Source organism: Lyngbya sp. CCY1209, from assembly GCF_055795065.1.
The window spans coordinates 1-15,203 of sequence record NZ_JAYFER010000357.1 but is presented as its reverse complement, the minus strand read 5'-3'; the positions used below and the strand labels follow the sequence as shown (position 1 = coordinate 15,203).

The following is a 15,203-nucleotide window of genomic DNA, read 5'->3' as shown; positions in this document are numbered from 1 at the left end:
GGGGGGATGGGGGCGGGGGGGGGATCAAAATATACCTCATAGCATCGAAAACTGCTGTAATAATGCGATCGCTTTCTACATTCTCGCCTCCACTTCGGCAACCCGCCGCTTCACCTCCACCACGCTATCGGGGTTGAGGGAAATGGAGTCGATGCCGGCTTCCACCAAAAATTCCGCAAATTCGGGATAGTCGCTCGGCGCCTGACCGCAAATTCCCACCTTGCGTCCGGTTTCGCGGGCGGTTTTAATCAACCGTTGAATCATCCGTTTAACGGCCAAATCTCGCTCGTCGAACAGTTCCGCCAATTCCGAAGAATCGCGATCGACTCCTAACGCCAACTGGGTGAGGTCGTTGGACCCGATGGAGAAGCCGTCGAACCGTTTGGCGAACTCGTCGGCGAGTTCCACGTTGGCGGGAATTTCGCACATGACGTAAACTTGCAGGCCGTTTTCTCCCCGCCGCAGGCCGTTTTCGGCCAGCACTTCCAAGACGCGATCGCCCTCTTTCAACGTCCGACAAAAGGGGATCATAATAATGACATTATCCATGCCGATCGCCTCCCGAACCCGGCGGATTGCCTTGCATTCGAGGGCGAACCCTTCCCGGTAGCGATCGCTGTAATACCGACAGGCGCCGCGAAATCCCAGCATCGGGTTCGCTTCCGGTTTCTCGAACTGTTGCCCCCCGATCAAATCCGCATATTCATTGGTTTTAAAATCGCTCATCCGCACGATGACGGGGTGGGGATATTGGGAGGCGGCAATTTTGGCGATACCCCGGGATAAATTATCGACAAAATATTCGGTTTTGTCGGGATAACCGTGGGTGAGTTGGGCGATCTGGTGGCGGAGGGCGTAGTTTTCAATTTTGTCGAAATGCACCAGCGCCATCGGGTGAATTTTGATGATATTATTGATCATGAATTCCATCCGCGCCAAGCCGATGCCGTCGGCGGGGAGTTGCCACCACCGGGAGGCGGCGGCGGGACTGGCGATATTCATCATGATTCGAGTTTTGGTTTCCGGAATCCCCGCGAGGCTGACTTCTTGGGACTCATATTCCAGGTTTCCGGCGTAGATGTAACCCACATCTCCCTCGGCACAGGAGACGGTGACTTCGCGATCGCCCTCCAACAATTCCGTCGCCTTGCCGCAACCGACAATTGCCGGTATTCCCAATTCCCGGCTGATGATGGCGGCGTGGCAGGTTCGCCCCCCGTGATCGGTGACGATCGCCGCGGCCCGTTTCATGATCGGCACCCAGTCGGGATCGGTCATTTCCGTGACTAAAATTGTACCATCTTGGAAGCGATCGATATCGGTGACGTTGCGAATTAAACAGACTTTTCCGGCCGCGATCGCATCTCCGACACTCAACCCCGCCAACAGCCGTTCCCCCGACTGTTTGAGGCTGTAGGTTTTCAAAACAGCCTCCCGCTTCTGGGACTGGACGGTTTCCGGGCGGGCCTGAACCACGAACAATTCCCCGCTGTCGCCGTCTTTCGCCCACTCGATATCCATCGGCGTGCCATAGTGATCTTCGATGATTTTCGCCCATTTCGCCAGTTCCAAAACCTCTTCATCTTCCAATACAAAAGACTGCAGTTCGTAGAGGGAGGTTTGCACCGTGCGGGTGGTTTTTGTCGTCCCCTGGGCGTAGATCATTTTTTCCTGTTTGTCGCCCAGGGTTTTTTCGGTGATCGGTTTGAATTCGGGGCGATCTAACAGGGGCTTGAAAACGCGATATTGGTCGGGGGTGACGGACCCTTGGACGACTAATTCTCCCAACCCCCAGGCGGCGGTAATTAAGATGTCGTTGGGAAAGCCGGTTTCCGGATCGATGGAGAACATCACGCCGGAACCGGACCGGTCCGATCGCACCATTTTTTGGATGACAATTGAGAGGGCAACGTCCATGTGGGGATAACCCATTGTCGTCCGGTAGCTGATGGCGCGATCGGTAAATAAGGAGGCGTAACACTGGCGGCAGGCTTCCAAGACTTCCTCGGTTCCGGTAATGTTGAGGAAGGTTTCTTGCTGTCCGGCGAAGCTGGCGTCGGGGAGATCTTCGGCGGTGGCGCTGCTGCGGACGGCCACATCGACTTCTTCGGTATGGTAGCGATCGCACAATTCCCGATAGGCGACGCGGATGGTGGTGGCGATGTCTTCGGGGAAGCGCGATCGCACCAACATCCGCCGAATCGCTTTTCCGGCTTTTTCCAGGGGGATTTTTCCGGCTTCAAATTGTTCGATTTGTAACTGAATTTTTGACCGCAGGCCGTTAGCATCCAAGAATTTCCAGTAGGTTCCGGCGGTGATGGCGAAGCCGTCCGGGACGCGGATGCCTTTGCTTTTGAGCGATCGCACCATTTCGCCGAGGGAGGCATTTTTTCCCCCCACGATGGGCACGTCAGTGGCACTGATGGTTTCAAACCAGCGGATATCGGAATTTTCGGTCGGGTTTTCCATTGGGGTTTCTCCTCAATTGTTGATTGACGGGTCATCTGGAATCCGAAACGGGGGCGCATCACCTCGACTCGGCGCACATCCCCTATTTTACTTCTCCGATTTAACTCGAATCTGAGGGCATCGCCACCTTCCCCAGATTCTCATGGTCAGATCGTGCCATTTTAAATCCGGCCGGATAATTCTAAATGGGATCAGTTTGGGCGTTTCAATGTCTGTCTTTAGGGGGATTATAACATGAGGGATTCCCATCGCGCCTCCTCGATGTTAAACTGCGATCGATATCTGAAAAGACGGGATGAGTCAAAAGACCACCGTTCGACTTTTCACAAGGATGCAAAGTGATGAATCTTCCGTCCATCTCCGGCGACCCCAATCATGAGAACTCCCATCCCAATTGCGATCGCACCTTGCAAAGCTTTGTCGATCGTTTGAAACGGGTTGAAGATCGGGATAACTTAGTTCAGACCACCTTGAACCGGCTGCGAAAGACCTTGGGATGCGATCGCATCGTTTTATATTATTTTTATCGCCGTTGGGAGGGACAAGTCACGTTTGAATCCCTCCGCTACATCGACCTGTCGATTTACGGTTCGACGGGGGCGGACGACTGTTTCAACGATACCTACGCCCAACTTTATTTGCAAGGCAGGATTCGCGCCATTTCCGACATCGAAACCGCCGACATCGACCCCTGCCACCGGGAGTTTCTCAGCAGTCTAAAAGTGCGGGCAAATCTAGCCGTCCCCGTCCTCACCGATCGCGGGTTGTGGGGCCTGCTGATCGCCCACCACTGCCGGGATACCCACGCCTGGACGGAGGCGGAAATCGAGGAGATGAAACGGGCGGCGGAAACGGTATCAAATGCCCCGGCAATCCGAGAATTATAGGGAGTCGGGAGTCGGGATTGGCCGAGAAACCGGGTTTCTAAAAGCATCTTGGATTTTCACCCGAGTCACAGATAGAAACCCGGTTTCTAGATCGACAATTCCTCCCAAACGCGATCGCACAGGTCGGGGCGATCGGCATCGAACCATTTGATTTCGGGGTAGGCGCGGAACCAGGTGCGCTGGCGTTTGGCGAATTGGCGGGTGTGCAGAACCGTCAGATCGATCGCGGTTTCTAAAGATATATCCCCCGCCAAATATTGAGTGATTTCCTGATATCCCAATGTTTGTAATAACGGCAGATCTCGGCCGTAGCGATCGCACAATTTTTCCACTTCCCCGACGAAACCCATGTCGATCATCGCCTCGGTCCGCCGGCGGATGCGGCGGGTGAGGGCGTCGGGATCTTCGCAGGTCAAACCCAATTGTAAAATCGGGTAGTCGGGGGGATTTTCTCCCTGCTGTTCCGAAATGGGGCGCCCCGTGACATAATAGACTTCCAGGGCCCGCAACGTCCGCACCGCATCGTTGGGATGAATTTTTTCCGCCGCGGCGCGATCGACCTGTCGCAACATCGCGTAAGCTTGGGGTTGACCCAAATTTTGCAATTGCGATCGCAGTTCCGGCTGGGGGGCGACTCTGGGAATTTTCAACCCCCGGGCGATCGCTTTAATATAAAGTCCCGTCCCCCCCACCAGCAACAACGGGACGTCGGAAACGGGGGGATTGGCAATCAAGCGATCGGCCCGATCCTGGTAGTCGGCGAGGGTGAGGGTTTCCGTCGGATCGCAGATATCGATGAGGTAGTGGGGGACCCGATGCCGTTCCTCGGGGGTGGGTTTGGCCGTCCCGATGTCGAATTCCCGATACACCTGCCGCGAATCCGCACTCAGGATAACCGTTTCCAGACGTTGGGCCAGCGCGATCGCCAGTCCCGATTTCCCCGTCGCCGTCGCCCCGCAGATGACGATGATCCCCGGAGTCCCGGCAGGAGTGTCGCCCATACCTAATCCATCCCACATTCAAACTTCAATTTAGCAGGCCTTCGTTTCGTCTCTAACCCTTTTGTGCTACAATTTTGGGGAGTTTTGTCATTTTTGAGGCCCTCGGGCTTCAGCGCCATTATTGGAGCAGTTTTCACATGACCAGCAGCAGTTATAGCGCCGAACAAATTCAGGTTCTCGAAGGCCTTGAAGCGGTCCGCAAGCGCCCGGGGATGTACATCGGGTCAACCGGGCCGCGCGGCCTGCACCATCTCGTTTATGAGGTTGTCGATAACTCCATCGACGAGGCGCTCGCTGGCTATTGCACCCATATCGAAGTCGATCTGAACGCCGACAACTCCGTCACCGTCACGGATGATGGCCGGGGGATTCCGACGGACACCCACTCCAAAACCGGCAAATCGGCCCTGGAAACCGTGATGACGGTCCTCCACGCGGGGGGGAAGTTCGGCGGCGGCGGTTATAAAGTATCCGGCGGCTTGCACGGGGTCGGGGTTTCCGTGGTCAACGCCCTGTCCGAGTGGGTGGAAGTGACGGTATTGCGCGATCGCAAACGACATCTCCAGCGCTACGAGCGGGGGGTCGCGGTCACGGAACTACAGACGAAAGCCACAAAAGAAGATCATACCGGAACGTCGGTCTGTTTCAAACCGGACACCAAAATTTTTACCACCGGCATCGAATTTGACTACGATACCATTGCCGGGCGCCTGCGGGAATTGGCTTATCTAAACGGCGGCGTGAGAATCACCCTCACGGACCACCGCCTGGAGTTGCTCAAAAAGGACGAGCCCCGAGTCGAGAGTTACTGCTACGAAGGCGGGATTCGGGAATATGTCGCCTACATGAACCGGGAAAAACAGGCCCTCCACGAAGATACAATTTTCGTGTTTGGGGAACGGAACGATGTTCAGGTTGAGGTGGCGTTGCAGTGGTGCGTGGATGCCTACAGCGACACGATTTTGGGATTTGCCAACAACATCCGCACCGTCGATGGCGGGACCCATTTGGAAGGGTTAAAAACGGTGCTCACCCGGACGATGAATGCAGTGGCCCGCAAGCGCAATAAACTGAAAGATAGCGACGCCAACCTCGGGGGCGAAAACGTCCGGGAGGGGTTGACGGGGGTGATTTCTGTAAAGGTTCCCGAACCGGAATTTGAGGGACAGACGAAAACCAAGTTGGGAAATACGGAAGTTCGCGGCATCGTCGATTCCCTGGTGGGGGAAGTTTTGACGGAGTTTTTGGACTTCAACCCCAACATCGCCGATGCCATTTTGGAGAAAGCGATTCAAGCTTTTAAAGCGGCCGAAGCCGCCCGTCGCGCCCGGGATCTGGTGCGCCGCAAATCGGTGTTGGAATCGTCTCCTCTGCCCGGAAAGTTGGCGGATTGCAGCACCCGCGACCCGGAAGAATCGGAGATTTTTTTGGTAGAAGGAGACAGTGCGGGCGGCAGTGCGAAACAGGGACGCGATCGGCGCACCCAGGCGATTTTGCCCCTGCGGGGTAAGATTTTGAATATCGAGAAAACCGACGATGCCAAGATCTACAAAAACAACGAAATTCAAGCCCTGATCACGGCTTTGGGTTTGGGCATCAAAGGGGAAGAATTCGATCCGTCCCAGTTGCGATATCACAAGGTGATTATCATGAGCGTGGCGGGGGACGAACCGACCCTGGTGATGGACGATCGCGGGCGGACTGAATTTGTTAATATCGGCACGTTTATCGATGAGTGCGTGGAGGGGCGGCGGAGTCCCGAACGGTACAGCGTCGTCTCCTTCGATCCGGTGACGCATTCCACCCGTTTCAAACCCCTGAAAGCGGTGATTCGCCACCCCCATTCCGAGCCGATGTACAAAATTACCACCCGCTACAATCGCTCGGTGAAAGTGACGTCTTCTCACAGCGTCTTTGTCTACGAAAATGGGGAAGTTATCCTCAAAAAAGGCAACGAAGTCAAACCGGGGGATTTGTTGGTGGCATCCCGGCGGTTGCCCCGTCCGGCGGAAAGTCCGACGCGGATCGATTTGCTGGATACCTTTTATCGGGCCGGGGTGACGCGATCGCTCTATTTGAAAGGTGAAGACGTGCGTAAAATTGCCGGCGATCGCCTGTTGGCAAAAGTGCAAAATCCCTCGGAGTGGAGCGAGCCCCGGGTGCAACTGGAGGATGTGGCTTGGCGGCAATTGATCGCCCAGCGACAGTTGGCGGGAGTCTCCCAAAAGCAGGTGGCGACGGCTTGCGGGGTCAAACAACCGATTACCGTCAGCCATTGGGAACGGGGCATCAACCGCCCGACTTTGCCCCACTTTTTGGACTATTTGGAGGCGATCGGGGGCAACGAAAATATCGTTTATGAAACGGTGTCCTCGAAGAGTGAGCGACTGTTGGAACTCGACGACAGCAGCAAAAATTCGTCCTGGCGGGAAATCAGCGATTACAAACCCTTTGAATATTTCACCCCCAGCGAATTGATCCGCCTCGGGGAAGGGGTTAAAATTGTTCCCAAAGCCCACAAAAATAAGGCGTGCGATCGCTATCTGCCCGTCACCCGCGAGTTGATGTGTTTCTTGGGCTGGTACGTCGCCGAGGGGACGTTGAGCAAACACCAAGTCAGCCTGAATTTGGGCCGAAAAGATGAGCGGTTTATTCCCGAACTGAGTGCGGCGATCGCGTCCACTTTCGGAGAAACCCCCCGCCGTTACAACGATCCGGATAGCGAGGGCATCAAACTCTATTTCAACAGCGTCCCGGCGGCGCGGCTGTTGCAAGCCTGGGGTCTGGCTAAACTCGCCCACGAAAAGCAATTGCCGGATCTGGTTTTCAGCCTCCCGGAACCGTTGCAACTGGCATTTTTGGAGGGCTATTTCCTCGGAGATGGCACTATCGGAAAGGGCAATTTTTCCTGGACGACGAATTCGCCCGCCCTCAAAGATGGGCTGCTGTATCTGTTCGGACAGTTGGGTTTAATTGCCACGTCCACGGAACATCAAATTGCCACGTCCGAGGATGCCCCGATCCAAACGCGGCACCCCTATTATACGCTCACCATTTGTGGCAAAGAACAGATCGCATTTTGTCAAACTATCTGGCAAAATCACGCCAACGCGCCGCAGTTGCGAGCCCATTTGTCGCGGCCGATGCAAAAGCCCCAGGATTACGTTCACATCAGTGATGATTTGATGGGACTGAAAGTGGTGGCAGCCGAGGAAATTGAATGGGTGGGCGACTACGTTTATGATTTCTCGGTGGAAGGAGACGAAAACTTTGTCTGCGGCAGTGGTGGTTTGTGCGCCCACAATACGGACGCGGACGTTGATGGGGCCCACATCCGCACTTTGTTGCTGACATTTTTCTACCGCTACCAGCGGGAATTGGTCGATCAAGGCTTCATTTACATCGCCTGTCCTCCCCTCTATAAAGTGGAACGGGGCCGCAACCATTACTACTGCTACAACGACCAACAATTGCAGCGGCAATTGGCGGAGTTTCCCGAAAACGCAAACTATTCCATCCAGCGGTTTAAGGGTTTGGGTGAAATGATGCCCAATCAGTTGTGGGATACCACGATGAACCCGGAAACTCGCCGGATTAAGCGGGTGCAAATTGAGGACGCGGCGGAAGCCGATCATATCTTTACGGTGTTGATGGGCGATCGCGTCGCGCCCCGCCGCCAGTTTATCGAGGATCACGCGCCGCGCCTGGATATCACGGATTTGGATATTTAGGTCGCCGGCTTCGGGAGGGCGCAAGCCTCGCGCCCCTGCGGGTCAAGATTGGGGTGGGATAAACCCGCCCCGTTTCTGTTTTTATGCTTCCGTAAAGTTGGCGGCTCGAAAACCTTCCTTTGGAGGGGGATTAGTGGCGCTGGAATGGGGTAAAATTGACGGGAAAGTGCCATATTTCCGAAGGTTGACCGTTGTTGATGCGCCGATCGCTCGAATCTCTCAAAATTCTGGGGTTTGTCCTCCTCGCCCTCCTCTGGTTGGCGATCGCCTCCCCATCCGCTTTGGCGATCAATGCCCAGCCGGAACGCTCCGTTTTGACGCTGGAACTGTTGCAGGAACGGCTGAACAATCCCGTCAACAGCGACGGGGTGGCGGCGATCGACTTGCAACATTCGATCGTCGATCTGCGGCCGGAAAATGCCGAGTTCCGCGATCGCTTTTACCGCCTGTTACAAACTGCCCTCAACCAATCCGGAAACCCCCTGGGATTGAACCTCAGCCACTCCCTCATCAAAGGGGATTTCAACGGCCGCAATTTGGGGGTGAGAGTCCCGCTTTTGGAGGAGAGCATTCAGTCGGTATTCGACCCCGAAGAGGTCGAGAAACTGAAATCGAAAGCCGCCCATTTATCGCTGAATTTAAAAAGTCAAGAACCGTCATCGATGTCGTTGCCGAAGTTGACCGTATTGCGGGGACGGCTGACATTTGAAGAAACCGAGTTTCAGGGCGAAACCGATTTTCGCAATATCTTTTTTCTGAAAGGGGTTGACGGCCGCAACGCCACTTTCAAACAATCCTCAGATTGGTCGGATTGTCGCTTCAATTTGCTCTCCAATTTTGCGGGGGCAGTTTTCCAAGATTCGGGCGATTTTCAACGGATCTATTTCATCGCGGATGCCCAATTTAAGAAAGCCGACTTTCACGGTTTGGCAACCTTTCAGGACAGCCAGTTTCGGGTGGGAAATTTCAACCGAATTCGATTTCGCGGGACGGCGGATTTTAAAAATACGGTCTGGGAAAAAAATGCGGATTTTGGCGAATCTTGGTGGCAGGATCGGGCGGGTTTCGGCAAGTCCAGATTCGATACATCGGTGAGTTTCAAGCGGGCCAGATTTGAAGGACCCGTCGATTTTCGGGATGCCCGTTTCAGCGAGACTGTGAATTTGAGAGAAGCCAGCATTCAAGGGTTGACGGACTTCAGCGATACCGGATTCGGCAAGGGGGTGATGCTGAATGTTTCCAATTTGATGTTCGATTCCAAATCGGCTCAAATTATGGGCGATCCGGGCATTATCGGCCGGGTTCTTGCCGTTCCCACCCTGCGGGGCAATGAGAATTTGTTGCGAAATTTGGTGCAGAATTTTCGGGAACAGGAACAAATTGTCGATGCCAATCACATCGAATATTTGCGGGCGAAGCTGAAGTTAAATTCCCTGTGGGGACAGATTTTCGGGGTGAATATCAACACCGCTTCCATCCCGCGGCTGGTGCGGCTCGGCTTCACCCGGGAACAGGCGGAAACCCTCGCCGAGGTGCGGACGGAACATCCGTTTCGTGAACTGATGGAAATTCTCCAACTCGACGGTTTCGACCTGGCGACTTATATTAAAGTACACGATCGCGCGATCGCCGACGCCAAAGAACGCCCCATCGGAGAGGCATCAACGAGTTGGTGGAATTGGCTTTTAACCGCCACTCACCTGAAAGCGATCGCGGAACGGGTGCTGACGGGACTCCACTGGCTGCAGCTAGAAATTCTGTTATTATTGACCGGTTACGGCACCAATTTTCCCCTCGTCTTCGGGGTAGGAATTGTGGCGATCGCCTATTTCGGTTTGCTATTTTGGTTGGTGGACCGGGTGCGGCGGCGCATCCCCTATCCCATCCTCCCCACCCTCTCGGAAACGGCCTGGATGCTGGGCAGTTACGGTCTTTTTACCGCCATCGGCTTGGTGGAAATTTTCTCCGCCTCCGGACTCGCCGCCCTCACCCTCCTCTGTCTGGCACTTTTCCTCCTCCCCATCCCCGGCTTTTTATTGTGGACGATCTACCGGCGGGGGCGCTATCATAATTTATTAAAAGTTTCCTATTTGACCGAAGATGCCAGCCTCCGACAGTTGCGGTTGATGATCGGACGCCTCCCGACAATGCCGCGCTATCCCATGTTCCGCGAACGCTATTTGCCCATCCTCTGGGACCGGCGCTGGAACTGGTTAAATTACTACGATTTCAGCCTCAATAATTTCCTGAAATTCGGCTTCAATGACCTGCGGATGCGGGACGAATTCATGCCGGCATTGGTGACGACTTTGGTTTGGTATCAGTGGAGTTTGGGGGCGCTGTATTTGATTTTATTATTTTGGACGCTTTCCCGCACCATTCCGGGGTTGAATCTGTTGATTTATTTGAAGTAGAATAAGCAGCGATCGGGTGTAGGGTGTAGGGGCGCTGCGTCTTGCGCCCTCGGGAATTGATTCCCAAGCGGTCTTGATATTTAATCCAACTGGATAGTGGGTGATGGTGCGTTCCCCCCCTCTCACCGACCCACTCGACCGATAATAGATTCAGTGGGAACGCACCCGACTGGAATGTTTCTGCTAAAACTGTGCATTAAAAAAGAAATGGTGGGTTACGGCGCGGATGAAAAGTTGTGGGTTTTTCCGAAAAATTACAGCCGCGCCTAACCCACCCGACTGGACCGACACGGCTAAAAATGTGCTGGATTCGTAGGTTGGGTTAGGCGGCTTAAACCTATGCTGTGAAAGCCATCTAGAAATCCGCCGTAACCCACCGTTTAAGGTGTGTCATTCCACTACGATTGTCAATGGTCAATGATTCCTCGCTTTAACTGGGAAAATGCGACGCGATTTTCTTCCCATCCGGCATATAAACCTGGAGGGGAATTTTAGCGTTTTCGCTGATGGATTCCAGGGCAACTTTGAGGGTTTGGACGTGCTGTTCGGCTTGGTTCCGCTGCTGGGGATTCGTGCCTTTGAGCTTCTCCACATACTCGGGGGTCAAACGCACGGTGATCAGATCGCGGCTGATGCCGTAGTTGCAAACCTTGGGGGCGCCGGCGCAGGTTTTCCGCAGGTCTGCCCGGGCTTTTTCCACCCGAGAATCCACCTGCGCCTGCAGTTCCGCCCGCTGCCAAGCTTGGTTGTAGGTGGGGAGCAATTCTTGGGAGTCCAGATAGTAGGAGCTGCTCTGCGGCACTTTTTTGGCGAAGGACACCGCCCGACCCCAGGAGCGGCTCGCCTCGGTCCAGGCTTCCCGGCTTTCAAAAATCCGGGCCTGGTCGCCGTTGTTGACGGCGCGGTTGTAGGCCTCCAACCCCACCTGTTCGATGGTTTTGCGATCGCGAGCCGCCTCCAACTTGGGCTGGTAGCGGGCCAGCAGCAGTTGGGCTTCTTGATGGGCGATGGTTCCCGCCGGAATCGAAGCCAAAGTATTCGCCGCACTCTGCCAGGTATCGTACACCAACTGCCAACTCTCCGCCCCCTTGGCGACCCCCTGACGGGCCTGGGCGATCTGCGCGGTCTTTTTCGCCATTTCCAGGGTCCGCTCGCCTTCCCGCTCCAATTTCAGCCGCCCCCGCACCTCGGCCAAATTTCCCCGGTATCCGGTCAACCGCCCTTCGGCGAAGGGGTAAATGAGACTGTCCGGGGGCACCTGTTGCAGTTGGGCGATCGCATCTTCCCACAACCGCTCCATCTCCTGCCACTCTTCCACTTCGTGGGGCGGGTTCTGGCTCTTTTGGGCGGCCAACCCCGCCATCCGCAGGGCCGCCACCACCATTGCCAGTTCCCCCTCGTCGGCACGATAATCTTTCAACAGCGCCCGGGCCTCCCGGTGGTAGGGGGACCACCAGGGAATGGTTTTCACCAGTGCGATCGCCCCGTTCAAGTCCTTCTGGGCCAACCCCGGCGCCCGGGAGGAGGGGAGGGTTTCCACCGTCTGCCGGGCGCCCCGAGCCAATTCCTGGGCGCGATCGATTTCCTGGCATTCCCCGATCACGCAGGGGCGGGTGAGGGTGTACAGACAGGCCAGGGCGATGAGGGCGCCGATGCCCATTTGGGGCGAGAGGAGGATTTTCCGCAGCAAGCCGGAAGATTCGGCTTGGGGGGGTTCCGCGGCGGGCAAAATCAAACCTTCGAGGTCTTTCAGGTCGAAGGGATTTTCTTCCTCCGATAGCGGAATCGGACGATCCCACTCGTCAACAAACGGATTTTCGACATCCGGCTTTTCGGATGACTCGGACTGGGGTGCGATGACCGACGGTTTTTCTGGCAGGGTTGCCTTCATGTTTGACTCCTCTTTGAGCTATCAGCTATCAGCTATCAGATTTGAGATATTCGGGTCGGAGGGAATTGCTGACGGCTGACGGCTGAGGGTTCACCGCTGACCGCTGACAATTCTCCCGTTAGTTTAATCCCAATTCTCGCTTGAGCAAATTGATCGACTCGCCGCCGATGTAATTTTCACAGCAGAGCAACTGAGGGGGGCGGATGATGTCTTCGCGGTTCGCTTGAATCGCAGTTTTGACGGCTTTCTCGCTGGCCTGGTCGCAAATCACGACCCGGGCGCTGCGGACGATCGCATTAATTTTATACTCATCCACGAGCTGGGCGGTCATCACCAATACATCTTCGCCCCGCAAACTGTGGATGATCACCTCCGTCGCCCGCAGCAGCCCCGCGCTGAGGCTGACGATGCCCAAGTAGGTCCCCTTGGGCAGCTTTTGGACGAGGGCGATTTCCCGGGCGTAATCGTAAATATCGACGGGGATCACCCGCACGGACTTGGGCGCGGCCACCGCCTCCGCCTGCCCGATAAAATAGCGACTCGTCACCACCGTCCCCGAGGGGACCTGTCCGATGGTGTCGGCGAGTTGTTCGAGGGGGACCAACTGCACCGGAATTCGGAGGGACTGTTCCAACTCCTGGGCCATCAACTGGCCGATGCCGATATCTTGGGTGGGGGCCGTCACCAGCACCCGGGCGCTGCATCGCAGGCGCCAGTCGATTTCGGCCAGGAACAGTTCCCGTGCCTCGTTGAGGGTGCACCCCTGGGAGAGGAGTTCGTCCAGGCCGCGCTGGATGATGTGATTGGCTTCGGGGTAGTGTTTGAGGATGGGGGAATTGAGCCGCGACCCCCCTTCGTGGCCCAGAGCCCGGACGTAGATCCCCGAGCCGGCCTGGGCTTCCACCAGGCCGTTTTCTTCGAGCTGTCGGTAGACTTTGCTGATGGTGTTGCGGTGCAGCCCCGTCTGCATCGCCAACTGGCGGGTGCTGGGGAGGCGATGTCCGGGGGGGAACTGGCGGGAGGCGATCGCGAAACGAATTTGATTGAACAGTTGGTTGGAGGCGGGGATGTCGCTATCCGGCTGAATGTAAAACTGAACCATGACCAATCTCCTAGGGGTCGGCTTCGGAGAGGCGATCGGGCCTCCCGGGCTGTGTGGGTGAGTTTTGGGGGAAAATGACCTCTCTCAAGGGGGAGGGATGAACACCTGTAGTATTAATTAGTGTAGTGCGATTCGTTCGGGAATGAAATAGGGCTGAAATGCCTGAAATAACTTCCCGGTAAGGCTCTCACCCCCTTGGGTGAATATAAGGGGCGCACCCCTGACCAGCCTTATAACTGTCTGTATGTTCCTAAGTTTAATATCACAGGATACTAAATGAGGTCGGAACTCTCAGGGCCAAAGAGAAAGTTGGAAAATTTTAACAATTCTTAACAATCTCTGAGAGAGGAGGCGATAGCCACCCCCAGTTTTGGAATTTCACAACTCCAGGATTGAAGCGGGGAACGGAAGGCGGTGAGGTGGAATCTGCCACCAAAAATCCGACCACTGCCAACCATCTATGACCAACCGAAAGGTGAACATCTGCCATGAACCCTCGATATAATACGGTATCGAAAACAGGTTGATTACGGTGCTGCTCGAATGAGTAAGTGGAAAAGTGGAGGATTTACATAGCTATCCACACAGACCCTTAAAAGTACACCGGGGGAGAGGATGAGTCTAAGGATGGAATACCCCTACAGACGGAACGAATTAACCCCATATTGGCCCTTGCTCAATGGTCGATTAAGCAAGTAGTGAAGGCAATAGCCGCAAGTGTAAGCGCAAGCCACATGGGGGTGAGATGTGACCAGAAGCCAACGCTCGGATGTAATGTCCGGGATATGCAGACGGGCCACGGTTCAGACGTAAGATGGAGACTCAAGTAGTGGTAAAGGCGAGGTCTAGTCAATCCAAAGGTTTTGGCAAGCCAAAATCAGCGGACACTAAGAGTGTATGGAAGGCTATCAACTGGACGAAAGTTCATCGTATAGTCTTCAAGCTGCAAAAGCGTATCTATCAAGCGGCTCAATCGGGACAGGATGCAAAAGCAAGAAGGTTGCAAAGACTCCTTTTGAAGTCATACTATGCAAGGCTCTTAGCGGTAAGGCGTGTAACTCAAGATAACCAGGGCAAGAAGACAGCCGGAGTGGATGGAGTGGTAGCAATATCCCCGAAGCAAAGGTTTAAACTTGTCGAGGAAATCAAGGGAAACTTCAAAGCCAAGCCACTACGGAGAGTTTGGATACCAAAACCCGGACGGGACGAAAAACGCCCGCTAGGAATCCCGACAATCCGAGACAGAGCCAAGCAAGCCTTGGTCAAGATGGCAATGGAACCTTTCTGGGAACCATTATTTGAAGGAACAAGCTATGGGTTTCGACCCGGACGCTCAGGAAATACTTCCAAACGGGAAAAGTGATACTGAGTAATGGGAAAGAAAGGAATGAGAAGTGGATATTCCAAACCAAGGATGGTCTACGACTCCAACAACATAATTGGACTCCCATTGTCTACCACACGCTGGTCAGACCGAACGCATCGACGTATGATGGAAATTGGGTTTATTGGGCAACGAGGAGAGGGAAATCGCCAGAAATCTCGAACCGAGAAGCCAAAATGCTTCAATACCAGAAAGGCAAATGCAAATGGTGCGGACAGCACTTCACAATTGAAGACCAGGTAGAAACCGACCACATCATCCCAAGATGCCTAGGCGGAAAGGATGATTACAAAAACCTCCAATTGCTGCACCGCCACTGTCACG

At 54.8% G+C, this 15,203-nt stretch carries 7 protein-coding genes and 1 pseudogene; 4 read left to right on the top strand and 4 right to left on the bottom strand.

What is annotated here, in order from left to right; all coding sequences use genetic code 11:
* Positions 1 to 75: 75 nt before the first annotated feature.
* Positions 76 to 2,469 (bottom strand): phosphoenolpyruvate synthase, encoded by a 2,394-nt coding sequence (gene ppsA, locus AC0QHF_RS10200; RefSeq protein WP_324704096.1) that lies wholly within the window; start codon positions 2,467 to 2,469, stop codon positions 76 to 78.
* A 341-nt stretch (positions 2,470 to 2,810) separates the two neighbouring features.
* Here ppsA and AC0QHF_RS10195 point away from each other — a divergent pair, with 341 nt between their 5' ends.
* Positions 2,811 to 3,356: a GAF domain-containing protein gene (locus tag AC0QHF_RS10195; protein ID WP_324704098.1), complete on the top strand. Its 546-nt coding sequence runs from the start codon at positions 2,811 to 2,813 to the stop codon at positions 3,354 to 3,356.
* A gap of 86 nt (positions 3,357 to 3,442) precedes the next feature.
* On the opposite strand, the gene miaA is transcribed toward AC0QHF_RS10195, so the two are convergent.
* A complete protein-coding gene (miaA, locus tag AC0QHF_RS10190) occupies positions 3,443 to 4,357 on the bottom strand; it encodes a tRNA (adenosine(37)-N6)-dimethylallyltransferase MiaA (RefSeq protein ID WP_324704095.1) in 915 nt (304 codons plus the stop codon).
* A 137-nt stretch (positions 4,358 to 4,494) separates the two neighbouring features.
* Between miaA and AC0QHF_RS10185 the strand changes: the two genes are divergently transcribed.
* Together AC0QHF_RS10185 and AC0QHF_RS10180 are read left to right on the top strand one after the other, a co-directional pair.
* Positions 4,495 to 8,088, top strand: a complete 3,594-nt coding sequence (locus tag AC0QHF_RS10185) for a DNA gyrase subunit B (RefSeq protein WP_324704094.1) — start codon at positions 4,495 to 4,497, stop codon at positions 8,086 to 8,088.
* A 197-nt stretch (positions 8,089 to 8,285) separates the two neighbouring features.
* Positions 8,286 to 10,502, top strand: coding sequence for a pentapeptide repeat-containing protein (locus tag AC0QHF_RS10180; RefSeq protein WP_324704097.1), 2,217 nt, complete (start codon positions 8,286 to 8,288; stop codon positions 10,500 to 10,502).
* 430 nt (positions 10,503 to 10,932) lie between these two features.
* Here AC0QHF_RS10180 and AC0QHF_RS10175 read toward each other — a convergent pair whose 3' ends face one another.
* Both AC0QHF_RS10175 and AC0QHF_RS10170 read right to left on the bottom strand, forming a co-directional pair.
* Positions 10,933 to 12,393, bottom strand: coding sequence for a hypothetical protein (locus tag AC0QHF_RS10175; protein WP_324704093.1), 1,461 nt, complete (start codon positions 12,391 to 12,393; stop codon positions 10,933 to 10,935).
* Positions 12,394 to 12,511: 118 nt separating this feature from the next.
* Positions 12,512 to 13,495 (bottom strand): GntR family transcriptional regulator, encoded by a 984-nt coding sequence (locus AC0QHF_RS10170; protein WP_324704092.1) that lies wholly within the window; start codon positions 13,493 to 13,495, stop codon positions 12,512 to 12,514.
* A gap of 814 nt (positions 13,496 to 14,309) precedes the next feature.
* On the opposite strand from AC0QHF_RS10170, the pseudogene AC0QHF_RS10165 reads away from it, so the two are divergent.
* Positions 14,310 to 15,203, top strand: a pseudogene (locus AC0QHF_RS10165) (reverse transcriptase N-terminal domain-containing protein); the annotation flags it as partial.

Bases quoted from the DNA above. Each gene is read 5' to 3' on its own strand.
- ppsA (WP_324704096.1), bottom strand. From the start codon at position 2,469: ATGGAAAACCCGACCGAAAATTCCGATATCCGCTGGTTTGAAACCATC.
- AC0QHF_RS10175 (WP_324704093.1), bottom strand. From the start codon at position 12,393: ATGAAGGCAACCCTGCCAGAAAAACCGTCGGTCATCGCACCCCAGTCC.
- AC0QHF_RS10180 (WP_324704097.1), top strand. From the start codon at position 8,286: ATGCGCCGATCGCTCGAATCTCTCAAAATTCTGGGGTTTGTCCTCCTC.
- AC0QHF_RS10185 (WP_324704094.1), top strand. From the start codon at position 4,495: ATGACCAGCAGCAGTTATAGCGCCGAACAAATTCAGGTTCTCGAAGGC.
- AC0QHF_RS10170 (WP_324704092.1), bottom strand. From the start codon at position 13,495: ATGGTTCAGTTTTACATTCAGCCGGATAGCGACATCCCCGCCTCCAAC.
- AC0QHF_RS10195 (WP_324704098.1), top strand. From the start codon at position 2,811: ATGAATCTTCCGTCCATCTCCGGCGACCCCAATCATGAGAACTCCCAT.
- miaA (WP_324704095.1), bottom strand. From the start codon at position 4,357: ATGGGCGACACTCCTGCCGGGACTCCGGGGATCATCGTCATCTGCGGG.